General features: G+C 37.6%; 27 protein-coding genes and 2 tRNA genes. 14 read left to right on the top strand and 15 right to left on the bottom strand.

Going from position 1 to position 24869, the window contains the following annotated elements:
- The first annotated feature begins 61 nt into the window (after positions 1-61).
- Entirely contained in the window at positions 62-1549 is a 1488-nt protein-coding gene (locus LB467_RS04185) for a potassium/proton antiporter (protein WP_224472769.1), read from the top strand.
- Here LB467_RS04185 and LB467_RS04180 read toward each other — a convergent pair.
- Positions 1541-2902, bottom strand: a complete 1362-nt coding sequence (locus tag LB467_RS04180; RefSeq protein WP_224472768.1) for an FAD-dependent oxidoreductase — start codon at positions 2900-2902, stop codon at positions 1541-1543. The two genes, LB467_RS04185 and LB467_RS04180, sit on opposite strands and share 9 nt — an antisense overlap.
- 266 nt (positions 2903-3168) lie before the next feature.
- On the opposite strand from LB467_RS04180, the gene LB467_RS04175 reads away from it, so the two are divergent.
- The 9 genes from LB467_RS04175 (at position 3169) to LB467_RS04135 (ending at position 10337) form a co-directional block, all read left to right on the top strand.
- On the top strand, positions 3169-4290 hold the full coding sequence (locus tag LB467_RS04175; protein WP_224472767.1) for an alkene reductase: 1122 nt from the start codon (positions 3169-3171) through the stop codon (positions 4288-4290).
- Positions 4291-4386: 96 nt separating this feature from the next.
- Positions 4387-4632, top strand: coding sequence for a hypothetical protein (locus LB467_RS04170; protein WP_224472766.1), 246 nt, complete (start codon positions 4387-4389; stop codon positions 4630-4632).
- 109 nt (positions 4633-4741) lie between these two features.
- Positions 4742-5392, top strand: a complete 651-nt coding sequence (locus tag LB467_RS04165; protein ID WP_224472765.1) for a flavin reductase family protein — start codon at positions 4742-4744, stop codon at positions 5390-5392.
- 4 nt (positions 5393-5396) lie between these two features.
- Positions 5397-5534, top strand: coding sequence for a DUF2256 domain-containing protein (locus LB467_RS04160; protein WP_224472764.1), 138 nt, complete (start codon positions 5397-5399; stop codon positions 5532-5534).
- Positions 5534-6829: a DASH family cryptochrome gene (locus LB467_RS04155; RefSeq protein WP_224472763.1), complete on the top strand. Its 1296-nt coding sequence runs from the start codon at positions 5534-5536 to the stop codon at positions 6827-6829. Before LB467_RS04160 ends, LB467_RS04155 begins: the two co-directional genes overlap by 1 nt.
- A complete protein-coding gene (locus LB467_RS04150; RefSeq protein ID WP_224472762.1) occupies positions 6814-8361 on the top strand; it encodes a cryptochrome/photolyase family protein in 1548 nt (515 codons plus the stop codon). The genes LB467_RS04155 and LB467_RS04150 overlap by 16 nt, the downstream gene beginning before the upstream one ends.
- Before the next feature lie 220 nt (positions 8362-8581).
- Entirely contained in the window at positions 8582-8737 is a 156-nt protein-coding gene (locus LB467_RS04145) for a lmo0937 family membrane protein (RefSeq protein WP_224472761.1), read from the top strand.
- Positions 8738-8866: 129 nt separating this feature from the next.
- Positions 8867-9625, top strand: coding sequence for an SDR family oxidoreductase (locus LB467_RS04140; RefSeq protein WP_224472760.1), 759 nt, complete (start codon positions 8867-8869; stop codon positions 9623-9625).
- 37 nt (positions 9626-9662) lie between these two features.
- Positions 9663-10337, top strand: coding sequence for a hypothetical protein (locus LB467_RS04135; protein WP_224472759.1), 675 nt, complete (start codon positions 9663-9665; stop codon positions 10335-10337).
- A 90-nt stretch (positions 10338-10427) separates the two neighbouring features.
- Here the strand turns inward: LB467_RS04135 and kynU are convergent, their stop codons facing one another.
- Positions 10428-11702: a kynureninase gene (gene kynU / locus LB467_RS04130; protein ID WP_224472758.1), complete on the bottom strand. Its 1275-nt coding sequence runs from the start codon at positions 11700-11702 to the stop codon at positions 10428-10430.
- Between the two features lie 313 nt (positions 11703-12015).
- Between kynU and LB467_RS04125 the strand changes: the two genes are divergently transcribed.
- Positions 12016-12657, top strand: a complete 642-nt coding sequence (locus LB467_RS04125) for an O-methyltransferase (RefSeq protein WP_224472757.1) — start codon at positions 12016-12018, stop codon at positions 12655-12657.
- Here the strand turns inward: LB467_RS04125 and LB467_RS04120 are convergent.
- From LB467_RS04120 to LB467_RS04080, 9 genes are all read right to left on the bottom strand, one after another.
- Entirely contained in the window at positions 12650-13207 is a 558-nt protein-coding gene (locus tag LB467_RS04120; RefSeq protein ID WP_224472756.1) for a phosphatase PAP2 family protein, read from the bottom strand. The genes LB467_RS04125 and LB467_RS04120 overlap by 8 nt on opposite strands.
- A gap of 9 nt (positions 13208-13216) precedes the next feature.
- Positions 13217-13498 carry a Sec-independent protein translocase subunit TatA/TatB gene (locus tag LB467_RS04115; protein WP_075326198.1) on the bottom strand — a complete coding sequence of 94 codons (282 nt, stop codon included), beginning with the start codon at positions 13496-13498 and terminating at the stop codon, positions 13217-13219.
- A gap of 69 nt (positions 13499-13567) precedes the next feature.
- Positions 13568-15877, bottom strand: coding sequence for a M1 family metallopeptidase (locus LB467_RS04110; protein ID WP_224472755.1), 2310 nt, complete (start codon positions 15875-15877; stop codon positions 13568-13570).
- A gap of 55 nt (positions 15878-15932) precedes the next feature.
- Positions 15933-16436, bottom strand: a complete 504-nt coding sequence (locus LB467_RS04105; protein ID WP_224472754.1) for a DUF6702 family protein — start codon at positions 16434-16436, stop codon at positions 15933-15935.
- Positions 16437-16463: 27 nt separating this feature from the next.
- Entirely contained in the window at positions 16464-17231 is a 768-nt protein-coding gene (locus tag LB467_RS04100; RefSeq protein WP_224472753.1) for a carboxypeptidase-like regulatory domain-containing protein, read from the bottom strand.
- 13 nt (positions 17232-17244) lie between these two features.
- Positions 17245-17820 (bottom strand): hypothetical protein, encoded by a 576-nt coding sequence (locus LB467_RS04095; protein ID WP_224472752.1) that lies wholly within the window; start codon positions 17818-17820, stop codon positions 17245-17247.
- A 168-nt stretch (positions 17821-17988) separates the two neighbouring features.
- Entirely contained in the window at positions 17989-18435 is a 447-nt protein-coding gene (locus tag LB467_RS04090) for a hypothetical protein (RefSeq protein WP_224472751.1), read from the bottom strand.
- Between the two features lie 65 nt (positions 18436-18500).
- Positions 18501-18770 (bottom strand): peptidase associated/transthyretin-like domain-containing protein, encoded by a 270-nt coding sequence (locus tag LB467_RS04085; protein ID WP_224472750.1) that lies wholly within the window; start codon positions 18768-18770, stop codon positions 18501-18503.
- 39 nt (positions 18771-18809) lie between these two features.
- Complete coding sequence (locus LB467_RS04080) at positions 18810-19607, bottom strand: peptidase associated/transthyretin-like domain-containing protein (RefSeq protein ID WP_224472749.1); 798 nt, start codon at positions 19605-19607, stop codon at positions 18810-18812.
- Between the two features lie 142 nt (positions 19608-19749).
- On the opposite strand from LB467_RS04080, the gene pepE reads away from it, so the two are divergent.
- Both pepE and LB467_RS04070 read left to right on the top strand, forming a co-directional pair.
- Positions 19750-20457, top strand: coding sequence for a dipeptidase PepE (gene pepE, locus LB467_RS04075; RefSeq protein ID WP_224472748.1), 708 nt, complete (start codon positions 19750-19752; stop codon positions 20455-20457).
- A 3-nt stretch (positions 20458-20460) separates the two neighbouring features.
- Positions 20461-21375 (top strand): glutaminase, encoded by a 915-nt coding sequence (locus LB467_RS04070; protein WP_224472747.1) that lies wholly within the window; start codon positions 20461-20463, stop codon positions 21373-21375.
- Between the two features lie 81 nt (positions 21376-21456).
- Here LB467_RS04070 and rpsT read toward each other — a convergent pair whose 3' ends face one another.
- From rpsT to proS, 4 genes are all read right to left on the bottom strand, one after another.
- Positions 21457-21705: a 30S ribosomal protein S20 gene (rpsT, locus tag LB467_RS04065; protein ID WP_224472746.1), complete on the bottom strand. Its 249-nt coding sequence runs from the start codon at positions 21703-21705 to the stop codon at positions 21457-21459.
- 29 nt (positions 21706-21734) lie between these two features.
- Positions 21735-21806 (bottom strand) — tRNA-Glu (locus LB467_RS04060).
- 66 nt (positions 21807-21872) lie between these two features.
- Positions 21873-21944, bottom strand: a tRNA-Glu gene (locus LB467_RS04055).
- A 78-nt stretch (positions 21945-22022) separates the two neighbouring features.
- Positions 22023-23501: a proline--tRNA ligase gene (proS, locus tag LB467_RS04050; protein WP_224472745.1), complete on the bottom strand. Its 1479-nt coding sequence runs from the start codon at positions 23499-23501 to the stop codon at positions 22023-22025.
- Positions 23502-23612: 111 nt separating this feature from the next.
- Here proS and LB467_RS04045 point away from each other — a divergent pair, with 111 nt between their 5' ends.
- Positions 23613-24749 (top strand): hypothetical protein, encoded by a 1137-nt coding sequence (locus LB467_RS04045; protein ID WP_224472801.1) that lies wholly within the window; start codon positions 23613-23615, stop codon positions 24747-24749.
- Positions 24750-24869 lie beyond the last annotated feature (120 nt).

Raw genomic sequence — 24869 nt, 5'->3', positions numbered from 1 at the left:
ACCGCGCAAAATACCTTTTTGGACTCCAGGTCTCACTTAGTAAGAAAAACAACAATATACAATGAGCATAACCATAGAAAATATTCTTTTGATTGGCTCTCTTTTGTTGTTTATAAGTATCCTTGCCGGGAAAACTTCCTACCGTTTTGGCGTACCAACCTTAGTGCTTTTCCTTGCAGTAGGCATTCTTTCGGGTTCGGAAGGGATTGGAGGCATTTATTTTAACGACCCACAACTCGCCCAATTTATAGGTATTGTTGCCCTTAATTTCATCTTATTTTCCGGTGGACTCGACACCAGTTGGAAAACCATAAAACCGGTGATGTGGCAGGGAATTTCACTTTCTATTCTTGGGGTTTTATTTACCGCGGTAAGCGTAGGTGTCTTTGTCTGGTATATTACAGATTTTACGATCTATGAAGGTTTGTTGCTCGGTGCCATTGTTTCTTCTACCGATGCAGCAGCTGTATTTTCCATTTTAAGGGCTAAAAACCTGGCGTTAAAATCTAATTTGCGACCTACCCTCGAGTTGGAAAGTGGTAGTAACGACCCTATGGCTTACTTCCTAACCATCGCCTTTTTAGGCCTGGTCGTGAACCAGGATAAAAGTATTTACAGCATTATACCATTATTTCTTCAGCAAATTTTAATTGGTGCGGCGCTTGGATTTATCTTCGGTAAATTAAGCCGGCTCGTTATTAACAGAATACGCTTAGATTTTGAAGGCTTATACCCCGTACTTGCCATCGCTTTAATGTTTATTGTATTTTCTGCAACTGATGCCCTTGGTGGTAACGGGTTTTTAGCGGTTTATTTAAGTGGAGTTTATCTGGGTAACCACGATATTATCCATAAAAAGACCATTATGCGAATGTTTGATGGCCTTGCCTGGTTAATGCAAATTGTATTGTTCCTTACTTTAGGTTTGTTAGTTTATCCGTCGCATATCGTTCCGGTTATAGGCGTAGGTATCTTTATCTCGGTTTTCCTCATCTTTATCGCAAGACCATTGGGGGTGTTTTTAAGTTTAATTTTCTTTAAAATGAAAATGCGCCGGCGTTGGTATATTTCCTGGGTAGGACTTCGTGGTGCCGTTCCTATTGTATTTGCCACCTATCCCCTGCTTGCCGGAATTGAAAAAGCAGATATGATCTTTAATATTGTATTTTTTGTATCACTAACTTCGGTGCTTATTCAGGGAACTACCTTATCTGTGGTAGCAAGATGGCTAAGTGTAGCTTTACCGATGCAGGCCAAGCAAAAATCGCCGGTAGACGCTTTTATGGCCGATGGCGCTAAATCTTTTTTAAGGGAAATAAATATTCCGGAACAAAATCATTCGGTAGGAAAAAGAATTGTGGACTTGCATTTTCCGAAGAAGGCAATTATCGCAATGATCTCAAGGGATGACCAGTTTATTACGCCAAATGGAAATACGGTAGTTGAAGCTAATGATATGTTGGTGGTGTTAACTGAAGATCACAAAACCATGGAAGCCGTTTATGAAAGCCTGAATATTGAACCTGAATTTGATGAAAAATCAAACTGAAAAAACAGGTTTGTCATCTAATAATTTCAGAATTCTCTCTTCAACTTCGGGCGAATCCCATTTCTTTGCAATCCCTGAAATTTCCATCACTTCATCCATGATTTTTCGTTGATAATCCCCAATAGCTAAAGCTTCAGCATACGGTTTATCTGAAAAAGTAACTCTTGAATACAATGGCACCCATGTATCAGGATGTTTATTAGAGAACCAATTTTCTATTTTCTTCCGAAGTAAAAAATCGGGATCTGCGGTTTTGCTGCTCATTTCTATAAAATTCCTGTAGCTAAGTTCCGCAATAGCATCGGTATTGGGTTTCCGCTCGTTTTGATATTCTTCAAAAATCCGCTCCCAATCGTCTCCGTGCTTTTTCATTTTCTGGCTCAAGGCCAAAATATCTTCAAAGCCGGCATTCATTCCCTGCCCGTAAAATGGCACGATCGCGTGTGCCGAATCGCCAACCAAAGTCACTTTTTCCCAATAAGACCAGGGAAAACACTTAATGGTAACCATACTACTGGTTGGGTTTCTAAAGAAATCCCGTTTCAGGTTCTCAATTTCTTCATTAATGTCGGGGAAATGTTTTTTAAAAAATGCATCTGCAGAAGCTTCAGTCTTTATGCTTTCAAAAGAATTTTCACCTTCAAAAGGCATAAATAAGGTACAGGTAAAACTTCCGTCTAAATTAGGCATGGCGATAAGCATAAATTCGCCCCTTGGCCAGATATGAAATGAAGCATTGTCCAGTTTATGACTGCCGTCTTCATTAGGTCCAATACTCAATTCTTTATAACCAACATCTATAAAATGCTGCGAATAATTAAACCTGCTTTGTCTTTGCATTTTATGCCGAACCCTGGAAAAAGCTCCATCAGCACCAAAAATAAGGTCGAATTGATATTCTTTCCACTCCCCTTTTTCGCTTTCGCCGGTATACAATTTGGCTTCGGCCAGATCTATGTCCCAAACTTTTTCTTCAAACCTAAATTTTGCGCCGGCCTCTTCAGCCAGAGTGATCATTCTACGGTTTAAAACTCCCCGGGAAATTGAAAAAATGGCTTCCTCTTCCTTTCCATATTTTTGATAATAAAGGGGTTTATCATTAACGTGCATCGCCCTTTTATCTAATGGTAACGCAAGTTTTTTAATCTCTTTTTCTATACCCACCGCCCTTAAAGACTTCCAACCGCGATTAGACATCGCCAGGTTTATGGAACGGCCAGAAAATTCTACTTTTCTAACATCTTTCCTTCGGTCGAAAACCTCAACCTGATGCCCGGCTTTTCTTAGATAAATAGCGAGTAAAGATCCAACCAATCCTGAGCCAACAATGGCAATTTTTTTTGGTGTTTGCATAAGTGCCTGCTGTGCATCTTACAAAAAGAAAAGAAATCAGCTTAAGGAAGATGCGAATTTATATTACGAAAATACTTATTTCTACTGACTTTAGGCATTCTTGTATGCTTTAAGAAAAGCCTATTTACCATTTAATTAACAGCACTTACGAGTTGCTTGCCTTAAATTTAATTGCATACTAGCTTAAGAAAGCTTTTAAAGTTATTCATTGGAAAAAAATTTGATAGAATTTCAAAACTTAATTCGAGAGTAAAACAGTAAATATTATGACTAAAAATCAAGCTTTATTAAAATCGGTTCACATTGGCGACCTGGAATTGAAAAACCGGGTAATTATGGCACCCATGACACGGAACCGAGCCGATAATAAAGATAATGCACCAACTGAATTACACGCTGAATATTATGCCCAACGTGCCGGCGCCGGACTAATAATTTCTGAAGGTTCACAAATTTCTAAAGCTGCGATAGGATATATAAATACGCCGGGGATTTATATTGAAAGTCAGGTAAGAGGTTGGGGAAAAGTAACCACTGCAGTCCACAAAAATGATGGAAAAATATTTCTACAATTATGGCATTGTGGCCGTATTTCCCATCCTAAATTTCACGAAGGTGAAAAACCTTTGGCGCCAAGCGCGGTAAATCCCGATACCAAGGCTTACACTCCAGATGGTTTTGAAGATACGGTAGAACCCCAGGCCATGAGCATTGCCGATATTAAACAAACGGTTGTAGATTTTAAAAACGCGGCAGAAAATGCTAAGAAAGCAGGATTTGACGGGGTAGAAATACATTCTTCTAACGGGTATCTTATTCATCAATTCTTTAATAAAAATGCCAATATTAGGACCGATGATTACGGCGGAAGTATCCAAAACCGGGCACGCTTCTTTTTTGATGTACTTGAAGCTGTTAGTGAAGTGTGGCCCGAAAACCATATTGGCGTAAGATTAAATCCTTCATTGCATAATGCTTTTGGAATCATCGCCTCTGAAGAAACAATTCCCACCTTTGATTATGTTATTGGAAAATTGAACGCCTACGATCTCGCTTATTTACATCTCTCTGAACCTTTCACCGATGTAAGTGAAATTCCTTATCTGGAACCTAATATCGCAAAGCATTATCGTCCTATTTATAAAGGAAAACTAATAATTAACGCGGGCTTTGACCAGGAATCAGGAAATAAAATTATAGAGGAAAGCAATGCCGATATGGTTTCTTTTGCCAAGCTTTTTATTTCCAATCCAGATTTACCCGAACGTTTTGCGAAAAATGCACCCTTAGCCGACTGGGATGAAGATACTTTTTATACTCCCGGACCGAAAGGTTATACAGATTATCCGAGTTATGATGCTGGAAAATCTAAGAAGAAAAACTCTTAATTTTTGATTAAATCTCCTTAAAAACAGGTTAATTGGACTTTTGCTTTATAAAGAAAGAAGTAAATTTATTACTCAACCCTAAAAAATGTAAGAAATATGGATGAGTCGAAAATTGAACAAATGAGGTCTACGCTTAACAAACTGGAAGATATTAAAAATAGCCAGGAAAGTATTATCGATAAGATAAACCACGTGATTACCGATTTGTTTCAACACCCCGACAAGGAGTTGGAGAAAGCTATGAACGATGCCCACCAAAAATCTTCAGACAATGTAGATGCGGTTCGTGAAGCTATGGAAGAATACGAAATGCGAATCAATAAACTGGAAAATCAAGGCTAATCAATTTATAAAGAAAAGCTAATGATTACAGTCTTAATGTGACTAAAACATAAATTTGTCTATAACAGGCATTTTTAGTTTTAGTCACCTTTTTTATTAAATCAATTCTATGCAACATATTACTTCAGAAGAAATAGCGGCTATGGAAAAGCTTTTCCGCTTAAACCTTATTAATAGCGTTACCGGCTATAAATCGGCTAATCTTATCGCTACCAAATCTGCTGAAAATGGAGCTAATGTTGCGGTTTTTAGCTCAGTTACTCATTTGGGCAGCAATCCCGCGCTACTTGGTTTTATTACCCGCCCTACTAAAGCTGTACCAAGAAACACCTATAAAAACATTAAAGAGAATAAGTATTTTACGGTAAATCATATTCAAAAAGATATGATTGAAAGCGCTCACCAAACCGCGGCAAAATATGAAGAGGAAATTTCTGAATTTCAAAAAACAGGCTTAGAAGAAGAATACCTGGATAGTTTTTATGCGCCCTATGTTAAGCAGTCTATTGTTAAGTTAGGTTGCAAATTCGTGAATGAATATTTTATCAAGGAAAATGATACCGTTATGGTAATTGGGGCCATTGAACATATTTATTTCGATGAAGGTATTCAGGCCCCGGATGGCTGGTTAAGGCTTGATGATGCCGAAACGGTCACCATAAATGGTTTAGACGGTTATGCGCTTCCAAATCTCCTGGATCGGTTTCACTACGCCAGGCCGGAACAGGAAATCAAGTCGTTTTTTAAAAAAGAAGACTGATCAAGTGAAAACGCTAAAAAAGGGCGATTTTCCGGAAAAAATTTGCCCGGTTTGTGAAAAACCTTTTAAATGGCGTAAGAAATGGGAAAAGAATTGGGAAGAAGTGATTTATTGTAGTGAAAAATGCAGAAGAAATAAATAATGAGTACAGGATTAGTCTGGTTTCAAAACAACTTACGCAGCGAAGATAATTTACCTTTATCAAAGGCCTGCGAAGAACATGAGCAGGTTATTGGTATTTACTTTTTTGATCCCCGGAAGTTTGAGCTAACTGAATTCGGTTTTAAAAAGATCGGAAAATTTCGAGCAAAATTTTTAATAGAATCGATTACCGAATTAAAAGAAAATCTAGCGGCTTTAAATATTCCATTATTTATTCACTATGAAAAACCTGAAAATCGATTACCAGAATTCCTTCAGCAGCATTCCATTTCTACTATTTACCTTCAAGAAGAATGGACCAGCGAGGAACAAAGCCTAATCTCCAGAGTAAAAAATGCAGTTTCAGAAAATATTCAGTTTAAAACTTATTACGATCAGTTTTTATTTCATCCTGAAGATATACCGTATTCGGATTTTAATGAAATTCCAAAGGTATTTACCAACTTCAGAAAAAAGATTGAAACCAAAGTTTCGGTAAGGAATTGCACGCCGGCTCCTGAACCATTAAATGAAGAAAGCTTCAATATGATTAATGAGACTGAAGTTCCTAACCTAAAAAAACTTGGTTTGGAAGAATTTCAGCAAGATTTAAGAAGCGCTTTTCCTTTTAAAGGTGGCGAAAATCAGGCTAAAAAGAGAATTCAGCAGTATTTCTGGCAAACTGAAAACCTGGCGAAATATAAACAAACCCGCAACGGATTAATTGGCGAAGACTACAGCTCCAAACTTTCGGGATGGCTTGCCAACGGGAGCATTTCAGCAAAACAAATCTACTGGCAAGTACAAAAATTTGAAAATGAGATCATCAAAAACGAAGATACCTACTGGCTTATTTTTGAACTTGTATGGCGTGATTATTTTAAATTCATTTCCCTGAAACACGGTGATAAAATATTCAAAATTGGAGGAATTCTGGGTAAAGATCTGGAATGGAGCAATAGCGAAACAGCCAGGAAGAAATGGATTTCCGGAGAAACCGATAAACCTTTTGTTAACGCAAATATGAAAGAAATTGCCGCAACAGGATTTATGAGCAATCGCGGCCGGCAGAATGTTGCCAGTTTCTGGGCTAAAGAACTAAAACAGGATTGGCGTGTTGGCGCCGCTTATTTTGAAAGTTTGCTTATAGATTATGATGTGCACAGTAACTGGGGAAACTGGATGTACAACAGCGGTGTGGGCAATGATCCACGCGACAGGAAATTCAATATTAAAAGCCAGGCAGAACGCTATGAGCCACACCAAAAATTTCAGGAATTATGGCTAAAAGAATAAAGACTTTAAGGCTGATTTTAGGAGACCAACTTAATCATCAACATAGTTGGTTTAAAGAAGAACAGGATAATCTGCTTTACGTTTTTATGGAAATGAAGCAGGAAACCGATTATGTGGTACACCATATCCAGAAGATAGTTGGATTTTTTAGCGCGATGCGGAATTTTGCTGAATACTTAAAGGAACGTGAGCACGAAGTAATTTACCTTAAGATCAACGATAAAAACAATAAGCAAACTTTACCTGAGAACCTGAAATGGTTAATTTCTAAATACAAAATTGAGAAATTCGAATACCAACTTCCCGATGAATACAGGCTGGACGTTCAGCTAAAAGATTTTTGCAAGCAATTATCCATAGATTCTGAAGCATACGATACTGAGCATTTTCTCACTTCAAGAGATGATCTTACCATTTTTTACGAAGGAAAAAAGCAAATGACCATGGAATATTTTTACCGTGATATGCGGAAAAAATATGACGTGCTTATGCTAAACAGTGAAGATCCTGAAGGAGGAAAATGGAATTTTGACAAATCTAACCGTAAGAAATGGACAGGCGCTCCTGAAGTTCCACACGAACGCGGATTTAGAAAAGATGTTTCAGAACTACTCAGGGAGATAAAAAAAGCCGGAATTAATAGTTTTGGAAATATTAATCCTGAAAAATTTAACTGGCCAACCAGCCGGGAAGATTCACTTTCGGTTTTGAATTATTTCTATAAAAACCTGCTTATTCATTTTGGGGATTTTCAGGATGCGTTACATACCGATGAGGCTTATTTATTTCATTCACGACTATCTTTTGCTTTAAATACCAAGATGCTACATCCAAAAGAGGTTATAGATTCGGTAATTGGCCATTGGAGGGAAAATAAAGATGAGATGGATATTTCGCAGGTAGAAGGTTTTGTAAGGCAAATTCTAGGCTGGCGCGAATATATGCGTGGCATTTACTGGAAAGAAATGCCCGGTTACAAACGAACAAACAAGCTTGATAATCAGAATAAATTACCGGAATTCTTTTGGAACGCCAATACTAAAATGAATTGCCTGAAACACAGCATTCAGCAAAGCCTTGATAACGCGTATGCGCATCATATTCAGCGTTTAATGATAACCGGAAATTATGCGCTACTCACCCAAACCCATCCAGATGAAGTTGATGCCTGGTACCTGGGGATTTATATAGACGCGATAGAATGGGTAGAAATCACGAACACCCGTGGAATGAGTCAGTTTGCGGATGGTGGTATTGTAGCCACCAAACCCTATGTTTCAAGTGGAGCTTACATCAATAAGATGAGCAATTACTGTAAGGGCTGTGTTTATGATGTAAAGAAAAAAACCGGAAAGAATTCCTGCCCGTTTAATAGTTTATACTGGAATTTTTTAGATGATAAGCGAGAATCTTTTCAAAATAACCGTAGAATGATGATGATGCTCAAAATGTTAGATAAAAAACCTGAAGATGAACTAGTTAATATAAAAGAACGAGCCGCCGCTATTATTCTCAATCCTCAAAATTTTTAACATTTAAGTTAAACACTAGTTAAAAGATATCTTCCTAATAGACTTATTCTATAAATTCGATAAACAATAAGGAATCAATATGTTTTGTATCTAACATAAGAACGGTAGAAGACTATAAATCAAAATATTATATTTTTCCTTTTTTTTAAAATCACGAATTTATTTATTAACTTGTATAGAGAATTAACCAACGTAGCTTAGCTACAAAAAACCAACCGATATGAAAGATTTAATATGGCTTATCGTAGTATTATTAGTAATAGGATGGCTTATTGGCTATTTTGCATTTCCTGACCTGGGAAGCATTATTCATATCCTAATCGTAATAGCAGTAATTCTAATTTTGTATAAATTATTAACCGGACGCAATCTGTAATTAATAATTTAATCGAATCCATTAACCCTTTGAAAATTTCAAAGGGTTTTTGTTTTGGTACTAAACCTTAGAACATTTTTGAATCTTATTTTCTGAGTAAAACCTTATCTTCGAGCTTAAAAAATACTTATGTGGGATCTTAATAATAAAACCGCCCTGGTAACAGGTGGCACCAAAGGAATAGGAAAAGCAACTGTCCTTGAATTTCTCGAACTGGGGGCAGAAGTGCTATTTACGTCCAGAACTCAAAAAGATATTGACCTCGTATTAGAAGAATTATCAAAATACGGTAAAAAAGTACACGGCCTGGTAGCCGATGTAGCCCTTGCTGAAGACCGGCAAAAAGTTTATAATTATATTGAAAAACACTGGGAAAAACTGGATATCCTGGTGAATAATGCCGGGATTAATATTCGAAAAAAAGCAAATGATTATTCAGAAGAAGAATTCAGAAAAGTGATGGAAATAAATCTCAACGCTCCTTTTGAATTAAGCCGAAAACTTCATTCCCTGCTTAAGAAAAGTGGTAACGCAAAGATTGTAAATATAGCCTCTTCAGCAGCAATTCAGGATGTTGGCACGGGCACGCCTTATGCAATGTCTAAGGCAGGTTTACTGCAACAAACGCGAAGCCTTGCCGTTGAGTGGGCTGTCGATGGCATTCGCGTGAACGCGGTATCGCCCTGGTTCACTGTTACGCCGCTCACTAAAGGACTTTTGAGTGAAAGGGAGAGAATGGATCCCATTATCAAAAGAACGCCTTTAAATCGTGTTGCAGAAGCTAGTGAAATGGCAGCGATTATTACATTTTTAGCGATGGACAAATCTTCTTATATAACAGGGCAAAATATTGTTGCCGATGGCGGAATGAGCGTTAATGCCATATAAACCCAGTTTTTTGTATCTTTCCAGGAAAACCAACACAATGAAAAAAATACTACTTTTTACTTTTTTAATTTCAGCCTTAATTAGCTGTAAGAATAACGAAACCGAAGTCGGAAAAGAAGTTGATAACGAAGCAGATAAAAGCATTCAACAACAAATCGCGGAGGCCCATGGATTAAATAACTTTGAGGAAGTTGAGGAAATTCAATTTACTTTTAATGTTAGGGTTGAAGACTCAATTAGAACCAGCCGCGCCTGGACCTGGAAACCGCAAACCGATGAGATTAGGCTTACTGAAGGCGATATTAGCCGCACTTACACCAAAACCGACAGTATTACTGAAGATCATAAAGATATAGATCAGAAGTTTATCAACGATTCTTACTGGCTGCTATTCCCTTACCAAATGGTTTGGAGTGATGCCGAGATTTCTGAAGAAAAAACCGGTACTGCACCCATTAGCAAGCAAGAGATGAACTATTTGGAAGTTGCTTATAAAGATAAGGGTGGTTATACTCCTGGTGACACCTACGTGGTTTATTATGAAGATGATCTCTTATTAAAAGAATGGATCTATAAATCGGCTGATGGAAACCGGGAAATGCCCACCACCTGGGAAGATTTTGAAGATTTCCAGGGCTTAAAAATCGCAAAATCCCATAAATCCCCAGACGGAAGTTTTGAATTGTTCTTTAGCGATATTGAAGTGAAGTAAAACTAAATTTAGAAAATAAAAAAGCCACGAATGCAGTAATTATTAGTGCATTCGTGGCTTTCTTATTTTCTAATTTCTCTTCTCTATTTCCTATTGAAGAATTCCCCTTTTAAGAATTTGCCCAAACCGATACATATCTTCAAAAGAACAATAAAACGGCGTAGGAGCCAGTCTAATCACATTTGGTTCACGCCAATCGGTTATCACACCATTTTTCATTAAATAATTGAACAATTCTCTTCCTTCCCCATGTAAAAACACAGAAAGCTGTGTACCGCGTTCTTCCTGATCGGCCGGAGTAATAATTTCAAAACTACTATCTACTTCCTTATCAATTTCGTGCAAAACAAATTCCAGGTAGGCAACAATCTTATTTCGTTTTTCAATTAAAGCCGGCATTCCCACTTCATCAAACATTTCCAGCGAAGCTAAATACGGCGCAAGGGCTAAAACCGGTGCATTAGAAATTTGCCAGGCATCGGCACCATTTTCAGGTTGAAATTCGGGCTCCATTAAGAAGCGGCGTTCTTTATTGTGCCCCCACCAACCTTCAAAACGAGGAATATCTTTTTGACTGTGATATTTCTCATGAATAAAACAACCGGAAGCATTTCCAGGGCCGCTATTCATATACTTATAGCTGCACCAGGCGGCAAAATCTACGTTCCACTCGTGAAGTTTAAGTTCAATATTTCCGGCGGCGTGTGCAAGATCCCAACCTACAAACGCGCCAATTTGGTGTCCGGCTTTTGTGATTTTTTCCATCTCCAGCACCTGCCCTGTATAGTAATTTACACCACCAATTAAAACCAGGGCGCATTCCTCTCCTACTTCATTAATCTTCGCTATAATATCTTCGGTTCTAAAATTATTTTCACCTTCGCGTCTTTTAATTTCCACGATAGCGTCATTCGGATCATAGCCGTGAAAACGAACCTGGCTCGAGATCATGTACTGGTCGCTGGGAAAGGCTTTTTCCTCACAAATAATTTTATACCGCTTTCCCTTTGGCCTGTAAAAAGAGACCATCAACAAATGAAGGTTTACCGTAAGGGTATTCATTACAGTAACTTCAGAAGGTTTAGCGCCCACAACTTTAGCCAGTTTTTCTGAAAATCGCTCGTGATAATCCCACCAGGGTTTTTCAGCTTTAAAATGGCCTTCTACGGCAAGATTAGCCCAGTCGGTCATAATTTCATCTATATATTTCTTTGCAGATTTTGGCTGTAGACCAAGTGAGTTTCCGGTGAAATAGATCACATTTTTTCCTTCGTGTTGCGGAAAAATAAATTGATCGCGATATGAGGATATTTTATCCCGGGCATCAAGTTCCCGGGCATATTCAAGCGTGTTTTTAAATTGCATGTGTGGTTCAATTTTTTTAATCGATGAAGCCTTCTACTTCGTGAGTAAAAATACAATTTATTGACAGACTCCTTCTGATGATTTTTTGATATTCGAATGGTATTGTTCTTCAGTTTTTTCCAAATTTGAAACCAGGGCGTTTTCCTCTAATTAAAATATTTTATTTTATTTCGGCAAGTGCTTTTCATTCTCGCAGCGGTAGATAGAGAAACACCTATAAGGTTTTCAGAACCTTGCAGGATTTAAATATACAGTTTTATAGATTTCATTATAAAAGATTAATTTCTCTAAATTTGGCAAAAATTAGAATTTCATGCATTTTCTTCCTGAAGCGATAGATCAATATATTTTAGAACATTCAGCTAAAGAACCCCAATTTTTAGCAAAACTTAACCGCGAAACCAATCAGAAAGTATTGCAACCGCGAATGATAAGCGGAAATTATCAGGGCAGAATTTTAAGTCTAATTTCGAAAATAATCGCACCAAAAAGCATTTTAGAAATTGGAACTTATACCGGGTATTCTGCTTTATGCCTGGCAGAAGGTTTGGCGAAGAATGGAATGTTGCATACCATAGATATCAATGAAGAGTTGTATGATTTTCAGCAAAAATTTTTCAAGGCTTCAGAATATAAAGATTTAATTAAACAATATATTGGGGATGCCCGGGAAATTATTCCGCAGATAAATGCGAAATTCGATTTAGTATTTATCGATGCCGACAAGCCCAATTACCCGGCATATTTCGACTTAATTATTGAGAAGATGAACCCCGGCGGAGTTATATTATCAGATAACGTGTTATGGAGTGGAAAAGTAGTAGAGCCGGTAAAAACCGATGATGAATCTACCCAGGCGCTTTTAAAATATAATAAAATGCTGGTAGAGGATGATCGTGTGGAAACCGTGATCTTACCTATTCGGGATGGATTAACACTAACCCGGGTTAAATAAAGCGTTTCCCCGAACGTTGGTAAAACAGGAAAAAGATAATTCCAAAAATAATCCCTACAGCCGCGCCAACCAAAACATCGCCGGGATAGTGAACTCCTACGTAAATTCTGCTTAACATAAATAAAAGAGGCCAGAGTAGCACTACCCAAATCCAGGGATACTTATCCTTCAATGAAAGGATAAAAAACAATGCTGCAGCAGTAGAAACCGCCGAATGCCCGGAGAAAAAACTATAATTATCTGGGGTTTGCAATATTCTAATAATATCAGCTATTGCGGGCTGGTTATTTGGCCTGAGCCGCAAAAAGAAATTTTTAACCACATTGGTGAAACCATATGTGGAAAGTGCGGTAGCAAGTATAAATAGACTGGTAAAAAGTGCCTTTTTCCAATGGAAACTGATAAAATAAAGAATAAAAAAAGTAATGTAAAGCGGAATCCAGTTTTGGATGGTAGTTACAGTAATCCAGAAATTATCGTAAGACTCAATTCCTAATCCATTGAGATAGACAAACAGCTCGCGATCCCATTGTTTTAGCTGCTCTAACATGTAATGAGGTTAAAATCTACGTTTTACCGAACCGGTGATTTCATCAATATCCTCCTTAACCTTATCGATCTCACCCCTAACATCTTTAGAAATATCAGTATCTATGCCCTGCTTTTCGGCACTTTTCTGAATTTCTGTCTTAATGTCGTTAGATGCATTTCTAAGCATCTTCATTCCTTTTCCCATTCCACGGGCAATATCAGGAATCTTATCGGCGCCAAAAACCATTACCAGAATAAACAGTATAAAGGCAATCTCGGCACCACTAATAAAAAGGGGTATGATGTTCATAGCAAAACAAATATAGCCACAAATCTAAGCATAAAAAAAGCCGACTCGTTAAAGTCGGCTTAAAATATTTTAGTTTCCGAGGCTCTCTTTAAATTCTTCAAATTTATTGGTAGTCTCCTCTTTTGGCCAGATATTGTTGCTAACATCAACATCTGCCGTTTCAAGGTTTGGGTCTACTACCATTTTTACAATTTCCTTATTGGTAGCAATAGCTTTGGTAGCTACCTCATCGTTCATTCTCCAAAGTTGTACCGGATATCTCTTCATTTCGGTAGAACCATCGGCATAAGTGAATTCAACAATTAAAGGCATTGGGATTCCACCTGGTTTTTCAAAAGTAACCTGATAGAAATATTTAGGATCTTTTAATCGTTTTCTTTCTTCTTCAGAGAAATTATCCATCACATACTCTTTTATTGTAGGCGAATTTTCTAAAACAGATTTCCCTTTCAGGCTTTCATCAAATTCTTCGCTTCCTTCTTCCACTACATAAACTGCATCCACTTCTTCAGGATCTGCACCGTAACGCTCTAAAAATTCTTTTCCTTCTTTCGTAACATTATCAGTCACATAAAGTTTTTTAACTTCTTTGATTCCCATATCTACATTATCTGTAGTATAGAACCAGCCTCTCCAAAACCAATCTAAATCTACTGCTGAAGCATCCTCCATAGTTCTAAAGAAATCTTCAGGCGTTGGATGCTTGAACATCCAGCGGTGTGCAAATGTTTTATAGGCGTGATCAAAAAGATCGTGCCCCATCACAGTTTCGCGCAAAATATTTAAGGCCGTGGCCGGTTTCCCATAGGCGTTATTTCCTAACTGGTACACATTTTCTGGATTCGACATAATCGGCGCGATATACTTTTGGTTTCCTTTCATATAAGGAACAATTTTAGCCGGAATTCCTCTACGAGAAGGATACTGCTCTAAGGGAGTGATTGCTTCTGGGTATTTCTCCCCAAATTCCTGCTCAGCAAGAAATTGGCTAAAAGTATTTAAACCTTCGTCCATCCAGCCCCACTGGCGTTCGTCGCTATTCACAATCATTGGGAAAAAGTTATGCCCAATTTCGTGAATAATAACGCTTATCATTCCAAATTTAACCCTGTCGGAATATGAACCGTCTTCATCGGGACGGCCATAATTCCAGCAAATCATTGGGTATTCCATCCCTTGATTTCTCGCGTGAACAGAAACCGCTTTCGGGTAAGGATATTGAAAAGTTTGATCGGAATAAGATTTTAAGGTACTGGCTACAGCTCTTGTTGACCACTCCTCCCAAAGAGGATTTCCTTCTTTAGGATATAAGGAAATCGCCATTACATCTTTCCCCATCACATCTGTAGCCATCATATCAAGGATAAATTTTCTTGAGGTTGAGAATGCAAAATCCCTAACCATATCGGCTTTATATTTCCAGGTTTTGGTTTTGTTAGAAAAAGATTTTTCAGCTTCTTCAGCTTCTGCCTGAGTTCTCACAATTACAGGCTCATCATAAGATTTTTTAGCCTGTTCATAGCGGAGCATCATTTCTTTGGTATAAACCTCTTTTCGGTTTTGAAGTTCTCCGGTAGCTTCCATAACGTGATCTGCAGGAACGGTAATATTTACTTCGTAATCACCAAATGGCAAGGACCATTCCCCGCTTCCCCAAAACTGCATGTTTTGCCAGCCTTCCACATCGTTATACACAGCCATTCTTGGGAAGAATTGTGCAATTACATATGCATTATTTCCATCTTTCGGAAAATGCTCATAACCGCTTCTTGCCCTATCGGTAATATGATTGTTAACATTGTACCACCATTTCATTTCAAACTCAAAAGATTCACCGGGTGCTAAAGGCTCCTCCAAATCTATTCTTAGCATTGTTTGATTTATGGTATAATTCAGCTTATCCCCATCATGGGTTAAATCAACAATATTGAAACCTCCATCAAATGCCTCTTTCATATGTTGATCTACAAAGCGTTGAGGAGTTGCTACAGGGCTCATTCCACTCGGGTTCCTATCTTCGGTTGGGGCATCTTTTTTTCTTACATTCTGGTCTAATTGCACCCATAAATATTCTAATTTATCGGGAGAATTATTATAGTAAGTAACCTCGGCCTCACCATCTAAACGGGTGTTTTTATCGTCTAAAACGATATCCATTTTATAATCGGCCTGGTTTTGATAATAGGCTTCCCCTGGCGCTCCGGCACCGGTTCGATATTGGTTTGGAGTGGCAAAGGTTTGGTAAAGTTGCCTGAACTTGTTGTTATTTTCGTGACCTTCCTGTCTAGGTTGCTGTTCTTCGGCTTCTGAATCCTGGGCCTGAACACCGCTTACAAAAAGCATCACTAAAGCGAAACTTAAAAGTCTTAATTTGTTCATTAATTATGTTTTAATTTAAAGATTGCTAAAAATAAATATTTTAATTAGTTTTTCCTCAAGGAAAAGTAAGTTTTTCTGTTTCCTGTTGCCGCATGAGCAATAAACTTTTTGTTTTACCATTTACTTTTACGTGCACCACGTTTTTCTGATCATCAAAAAGATCGGTTAGGATCTCGTTAGTGACTTCTATTTGATTAAAGGAAGCTACATTTTCCACTTCAATATAAAGCACCAACTGATCGGCATCGTATTCTTTCCCCAGATAATTTAGCTGAAGATCTTGGTCATTGGCATTTAACCTTAATTTTTGGGTGAGATATTTTGAAATGTTATCGGTAACTGCGCCTTTTTCTTCTTCCTGAGAAAGTTGAATATCGGCATCATAACGTTCATTTAAAACATTCTGAAAATCGTCTATAAACACACGGGTAATAATTTGCAGACTTTGCTCCTCGTTATTGTATTCAATCTCAGTAACACTAAGGTAAAACTCGTGAGCACCAGATTTAAATGCCGAAAGCAAAAAAAAGCTGGCCAGAATTAGGCTTATTTTTCTCATTAATGTTTTTCTGTTCTACAACAAATATTAATCCAAAGCACTTAAAGCTTTAAATTCAACTGATTTGGTTTGAAAAAACTCGTATAACTCTAAAGGATTTTCCAGAAGAATTTCCAAATCATAATTTTCAGCACAATAATACACAAAATTCATCACCTCGTTCTCCGGGATTTCGAAGTCTTCAATGAAAGTGTTTTCAGAGATTAAATAAATCGCTTTTTCAATGGTGAATTGAAACTCGTTCTTTGCCTTTATTTTCTTTAGCCTTGCAGTCCTGCCACTAATGGCATTCATAACAGGAGCTAAAGGGATAGTGCCGGTTAACACACCTAACACAGAAAGCCTACTACCTCCAGGGCCTGTGGTAGCCGTAAATAATTGCCTTTCTACTTGTGATGGTGGCGGTTTTCTAGCTATTGGTGCATTTAAATCGAATTTATTAAAAGTTTTAATTTCTGAAATATCTTTTGCCAGGTTGCCCGAAAACTTATGAAGTTTTACTTCGTCTAATTCGGTTAGATCTTCCGTTAATTTAATAGTAAAATTGTTTTGCTGAATACTTTCAAGAGTTACCGAAAAAGATTCTTTTTTATATTGCACCGAAGAAAAAACCAAAGAATCGCCAATGTTTACTTCTACTGAAAAATGCCCGGAAAGTTCACTTAAACCGCCTTTTTCACGTGTAATATTAATGATGTGTACAGGAGAATTAAGAGGTTCTGTAGTAATTATTTGACCAGATAACCTTGTTTTCTCCTGTGAAACCGCCGAAACAGAAATCAGAAGAAAAATCATTATAAAAATATTTTTAAGCTTTGATGAACTCATTATATTCCGCGATCATTCCTTTAAGGAATTCAATTAAGACCAGGGGATCATTTTTGTTTACTAATTCCTTAAAATTAGGTTTTAGACTACAATAGTAGAGAAAATCCATAATTTTATTTTCGGGTAAAAGTAAGGTTCCGGTAAAATATTCATCGGGAACAAATTCCCTGATTTTATATACCAGCGCAGTTAATTTATTGTTTTTTATAGCTTTTTTAAACATTTTTCTTTGTCCGGAAATGATGCCGTATAGCATTCCCACAGGATCGTCGGGACTGCTAATTGCAACCAGTTTTCGTTCTTCAATACTTAAAGGTTCTTTATCGGAAAGTGCGAAACCAATAATCCTGGGGTCATAAGTTTCTATACCTTCAATATCATTGCCCAGGTTTCCGCTTAATTGGTGCAGCCTTACTTCATCTAACTCGGTAAGATCTTTTTGCAATTCAATTCCTAATAATCCCGATGATAAGATTTCAGAAGTAACCATTATTTCCTTTTTCTGAAATTGCACCGAAGAAAACAACAATAAGTCATTTTCCCTAACCTCTACCATAAATTCCCCGCTCGCTTCGGTTACCGTACCTTTTTCGGCTGTAACATTTATAATATGAATTGGGGCTTAAATAGAATCCGCAAGTATTTTACCTTTTAGCATTATGCTTTCCTGGGAAAATAAGTGAGTTGAAAATAGCAGAAATAATAAAGAGAAACTGCTTTTCATCTATTTCCCAATCAATTTTAAATAGGTCTTACTTTCATTTTCAAGAAAAACCGCAAGTTGTAGGGCATTTTCATCTTCAAATAAACTTTCTTTTATCCCTTTTTCAAAAACATAGACAAGAAAATTATAAATATGTGAAGCTTCTATTTGAAGGTGGTTATCAAAGAAATAATCGTCAAATTTACTACGTACATTTCTCACAAATTCAATTTGGCTAGCTTTCGGATTCTCCTTCTTCTTGCCACTAATATTACCAAAATTCCTATTCCCGGTAATCAAACTTCCTAAAGATTTAAAATTAAGTCCGTTCTTCATTGTCCTTCCTGTCTGGTTTGCCTCAAAAGCGGCGTTAGGTGTGCCTCTGGGTGGGATGTAATTAATGGGTGGCGGGGCAATATTAAAAACCGGTACATCCATCACCGTGATATTGGCAATATCTTCTCCCAAATTTCCACTAAGGTTATGAACCCTAACCTGCTCCAGTTCTGTAAGGGCGGGCAGTAATTCTACAATTAGTACTTTCTCCTTAGAGTTTTAGAAGTGATCTTAATTTCTTTTCGATGAAATTGTACCGAAGAAATTAACAACAAGTCATTTTCTGTAGCTTCAATATTAAAATTTCCTTCTTTATCACTTACACTACCTTTCTCCTTGGTTAGATTGATAATATGAATAAGTGCCTCAATACTGTCGGCTTCAATTTTACCGGTAAGCTGTTGCTTTTCCTGAGCGCTTACCGCGAGCACGAAACAAAGCAATAAGAGAGATAAAAAACATTTCATTGATTGATGGCGATGATGATTGATGTCGCTTATTCAGGGCTACTCACGAGCGTGAAAAGCTTTATATTCTTTGCTTTTTTCTACTAAAAATTCAATAAGGTTTAGTTCATTCCCATCTTCCAGTAATTCGTTATCAAGTCCGTGATCGGTGACATAATAGATAAAGTCATTTATTTTCTCCCTTTCTACATCGAGATTTGCCCTAAAAAATTCATCGTCGTATAAGTCCCGTAATTTTTCATCCAGTTCTTTTTTCGTGAAAGGATTGTTTTCAACCTCTGCCCCTACTATGAACTTAAAAAGATTCACAAAATTGAGTCCGTTGACCAATCGGGTATTGCTCGCGGCCATAGCGTCGTTTCTACCTGCCCCCATAAGAGAATCGGGTTGTCTCCTAACTTCCATTCCTTCTAAATCGGCTGCAGAATATCTGGGAACTTCAGGATCGTTAACCCCAATCCGGGCTACATCTACTCTAATATCTCCAGAAAGTTCATTATTAGACAAAAGCACTTCAGGAAGTTCAGTTACGGTTTCAGTCACGAATACATTCATTTCTCCAGAATTTATAACCCCCTCTTCTACTATCACTTTAAATTCTTCAAATTGTATGGATGAAAATACCACCGTGTCATTAAGCCTTACACTTAGTTTAAATTCTCCGCTGGGATTGGCGATGGTACCTCTGGCAGTATTCTGATTAAAAATTGTCATTCCTTCGGGAGAATCTTCTTCTGGAACAATAATTTTCCCATTAACCAGAATTCTTTCTTCCTGCTGGGCAAATAAAATACTGCTGAATAGAATAAAAATAATATATACTGTATTCTTTATCATAGTTGTGGTTTTCATATAAATAAAGAAACAATTCTTGCTTCTTATAACTAGTAAAGCAGCTTGTAAACTTTTGTTAAAACCCCTATTTAGACTAATTTTAAGGCAATAAATCCTATACTCGTACTAGAAAACAAAACCACTTATGAGCAAAGCATTATTAGCCAGCACCTCAACTTTACACGAACAAAATTATTTGGAATATCTTATTCCGGAGATAAAAACATTTTTCAGCGAAACCGAAGAAGTAATTTTTATCCCCTTTGCACGTCCCGGCGGAATTTCACACTATGAATACACCAAAAAGGCCGCCGAAGCATTTAAAAAAGCAGGAATTAAGCTGCGCGGAATTCACGAATTCAATAACAAGGAAGAAGCTATAACTTCTGCTAAAGGTATTTTTACAGGCGGTGGTAATACTTTTCTTTTGGTATCAGAACTCTACCGAAACAAATTAATGCAACCGCTTAAAGAAAGGATTCTAAATGGCATTCCTTATATGGGAACCAGTGCCGGAACAAATATTGCCGGACTTACTATGCAAACCACCAATGATATGCCTATTGTTTATCCGCCTAGTTTTAAAACCCTGGGGATTGTCCCTTTTAATATCAATCCGCATTATTTAGATCCTGATACCAATTCTACCCATAAAGGAGAAACGCGGGAAACCCGTATTAAAGAATTTCACACCATAAACACCCAGCCGGTGGTAGGCTTACGTGAAGGGAGCTGGTTATTGATTTCAGATAATAAAATTGAGTTAAAAGGTAAGTTAAGCGCTCGCATTTTTAAACCAGAAAAATTACCTTACGAGATAGAAACCAATACAGACTTAAGCGAATTAAATTAAACTATGGATTACCAAAAAATATTAAATACCATTAACGACGAATTGAGCTACCGGGATGTAACCGGAAAAGTAGCCTCTTACATTCCCGAACTTGCCAAGGTAGATCCAAGAAAATTTGGAATGCACGTTTACTGTGGCGATAGTCAACATTTTAGTTTCGGAGACAGTCAGGAACTTTTTTCTATTCAAAGTATCTCCAAGGTATTTAGCCTTTGTATGGCGATGCGTTTAATGGGAGAAGATCTTTGGGACCGGGTAGATGTAGAACCCTCTGGAGATCCTTTTAACTCTTTAAGTCAGTTGGAATATGAAAGCGGAATTCCACGGAATCCATTTATAAACGCGGGCGCTTTAGTAATTTCAGATATTTTGGTAGACCAGCTGGAAGATCCCAAACAGGAATTACTGGATTTTGTCCGAAAAATAACAGAGGACAATAGTATAAATTTTGATCCCAAAATTGCAGCTTCAGAACGATCTACCGGGTACAGAAATGTTGCACTGGTTAATTATATGAAAGCGCTAGGGAATATTAAATGTGAAGTAGAACCTATTATAGATTTCTATTTCCATCTTTGTTCACTGGCAATGTCTTGCAAACAATTATCGCAAGCTTTCATGATTTTCGCAAACAAAGGAAAAATTCTGGGAACAGATGAAGAAATCTTAACGCCTACAACGGTAAAAAGAATAAATTCTTTAATGCAAACCTGTGGCTTTTATGACGAAGCCGGGGAATTTAGTTTTGAGGTAGGGCTACCCGGAAAAAGTGGTGTTGGCGGTGGTATTGTTGCCATTCATCCAGACCAATATTCAGTAGCTGTTTGGAGTCCTATTTTAAATGAAAAAGGAAATTCAGAATTAGGAATGAAAGCTCTAGAACGTCTTACTACCTTAACCGGTCTTTCGGTTTTTTAGACCCAAAACTATTAAAAATAAAAAAATGCTTTCCGCAAACGCAGAAAGCATTTTTCTTATAATTGAACACTGTAATACTTCTTAAAGCGTAGCTACATGCTTTGTAAGTTGCGATTTTAAATTCGCCGCTTTATTATCGTGTATAATGTTTTTCTTTGCCAATTTATCTACCATAGAGATAACAGAAGGCAAAAGAGCTTCAGCTTCTTTCTTCTCAGACTCCTTCAACTTTTTAATTGCGTTTCTGGTAGTTTTATGCTGGTAGCGGTTTCTAAGACGTTTGGTCTCATTGCTACGAATCCTCTTCAATGCTGACTTGTGATTTGCCATTACAAAATTGCTTTAATTATTTTTTAAAGTAGTCCGTAGGGGAATCGAACCCCTGTTACCAGGATGAAAACCTGGCGTCCTAACCCCTAGACGAACGGACCATTAATTTATTTCAAATTGCCTTTTCAGGACTTTAAAAACACAAATCTATACCCTGTGTTCTTTTGTAGTCCGTAGGGGAATCGAACCCCTGTTACCAGGATGAAAACCTGGCGTCCTAACCCCTAGACGAACGGACCATTTTTTTGTTTCAATGCGGATGCAAAAATACAACTATTTTTGAATGCCGCAAGAGTTGAACAAAAAAAATTTAAAATTTAATAAGCCTTCGCAAAAAGCACTCTTTGTTTTGAAGGTTTACCAGTAAGCACACAGCTTCCCGACTCCTTTTCCGAATCAAATGGTATACAGCGAATTGTGGCTTTGGTAAGGCCTTTTATTTTGTTTTCTGTCTCTGTAGTTCCATCCCAATGTGCAGAAATAAATCCGCCTTTAGATTTTAAAACTTTTTTAAATTCATCAAAAGAATTTACTTCCGTGATATGTTCATTTCTAAAGTTGTGGGCTTTTTCAAATAAAGCATCCTGAATTTCTACCATTAAATGCTTCACCTTCTCCACTACTTCGGTTTGGTTCACGAACTCTTTGGTAAGCGTATCTCTCCTTGCAAGCTCTACACTGCCTTTCTCAAGATCTTTAGGACCAATAGCCAATCTTACCGGCACACCCTGTAATTCGTATTGGGCAAACTTCCAGCCCGGTTTTTGAGTGTCTCTGTCGTCATATTTCACCGAAATACCGGCTTCTTTGAGATCATCGGCAAGTTTATTCGCTACTTTAGAGATTGCTTCTAATTGTTCTTCTCCTTTATATATAGGAACAATTACAACCTGCGTAGGCGCCAGGTTTGGAGGAAGAACCAGGCCATTATCGTCGCTATGGGTCATAATAAGAGCTCCCATTAAACGAGTAGAAACCCCCCAGGATGTTGCCCAAACATTCTCCAATTTTCCTTCTTTAGAAGTAAATTTCACATCAAAAGCTTTAGCAAAGTTTTGACCTAAAAAGTGAGAAGTTCCTGCTTGCAGCGCTTTTCCGTCCTGCATCATTGCTTCAATACAATAGGTCTCTACAGCACCGGCAAAACGTTCACTTTCAGTTTTACTACCTTTAATAACCGGCATGGCCATAAATTTTTCGGCAAATTCAGCATAAATATTATTCATTAATTCTGTTTCCTCCATGGCTTCCTGTTTGGTCGCATGGGCGGTATGCCCTTCCTGCCAAAGGAATTCCGAAGTTCTCAAGAACAAACGGGTTCGCATTTCCCAACGTACTACATTGGCCCATTGATTGATTTTTATAGGCAAATCTCTGTAAGACTGAATCCAATTCTTGTAAGTATTCCAGATAATTGCTTCAGAAGTTGGCCTAACCACGAGCTCTTCTTCCAGTTTAGCTTCTGGATCTACTATTAATTTAGATTTATCATTGGGATCGGTCATCAACCTGTAATGAGTAACCACCGCGCATTCTTTTGCGAAACCTTCGGCATTTTTCTCTTCAGCTTCAAAAAGATGCTTTGGAACAAATAGTGGGAAATATGCATTTTCGTGTCCGGTTTCCTTAAACATTTTATCAAGCTGAGCCTGCATTTTTTCCCAAATGGCAAATCCGTAGGGTTTAATAACCATACAACCCCGCACTGCGGAATTTTCAGCTAAATCGGCTTTTACTACCAATTCATTGTACCATTTTGAATAATCTTCGCTTCTACTGGTTAACTTTTTACTCATTCTATATATTTGGCATAAATCTTGTGAATTTGTTAAACACAATGTAAATGCAAGTTTAGTTAGCGCAAAACTAACTATTTTTGCAATGTTCAACAATAAAATACCACGCTAATGATACGCAATTACAACTTACACAAAAAAGCAATTCTATTTGTTGCTCCTATGTTCTTGCTGTTGTTAGCATCTTGCGGTTCTTACCAGTATTCTGGTTATGAAGACGGAATCTACGGAGATTCTACACGGCAGCAATCAACTTCTGAAGAGCCATCTCAATATGCTAATAATAATCAGGATCAAGGAAATTCTTACTATAAGAACCTTTTTTCAGAAAAATCACAATTTTATGGCCAGATGGCCGATAATATCGTCTTTACCGATGTAGAATCGTATACTTCTGCTGAAGGTAGGGAAGATGAAATTTATTATGAAGACCAACAAGCCTATGCTGGTGGGAGAGCTCCATGGGGTGAAGATCCGGATCAACATAACATAAACATTTATAATACTGGTTTCCACGGCGGATTTTATAATCCCTGGATGTGGAACAGTCTTGGTTTTGGAGGATTTTATAACGATTTATGGTGGGATCCGTTTTACGGACCCTGGGGCGGCGGCTTTGGCCCTTGGGGTGCAGTTGGATATGGCCCATGGCGCGGAGGCTTTATGGGTCCCTGGGGCGGTGGTTTTGGATTCGGCCGTTGGGGCTGGGGTAATCGCTTTGGCTTTGGATTTGGTTATGGCGGATTCTATGGCGGTGGCCACTGGGGAAGAGGTTTTGTAAACAATCCTTTTTACAACCATCGTAATAATTATAATGACATAGCTTATAATAGCGGCAGAAGAGCCAGTTATTCAGATTATGGTACCAATAGCAGGAATAATGTTTCCGGCTTAAGAAATAACGAATCTTCTTACTCCAGAAGTATTCGTAATATAAGGAGCAACCAGAATTCAACTAGAACCAGAAGCTATAATAGAAGTAATGATAACAACTCAAACGTTTATTCCCGTTCTAACAGAAGAAGCGAACCGGCGAGAGTAAACACTTCTTCTACGAGAAGAAATTCGGCGATAAACAGATCATCTAATAGAAGTTCAAGGTCAAACTCTACTTATAATAGATCCTCTAATAGTTCTTCAAGAAGTAGTGGTACCATGAGAAGCTCAGGTGGCAGTTCAAGAAGTTCCGGAACCAGAAGTTCTGGTGGAGGTCGTTCTTCATCATCCAGAGGTGGTGGTAGAGGATAATTCACTTCTAATTTGAAGAGTAAAAAAATTATAAAACCAACCTTACAGTCTCAAGCTGTAAGGTTTTTTCTAAAATTTTTATTTAATAAGCCCGGAACTAATACCTGGGTAATTAACCCC

Origin of the sequence: Salegentibacter tibetensis (genome assembly GCF_020164485.1) — a bacterium.
GTDB lineage: Bacteria > Bacteroidota > Bacteroidia > Flavobacteriales > Flavobacteriaceae > Salegentibacter > Salegentibacter tibetensis.
This window is presented reverse-complemented; position numbering and strand designations above follow the sequence as displayed.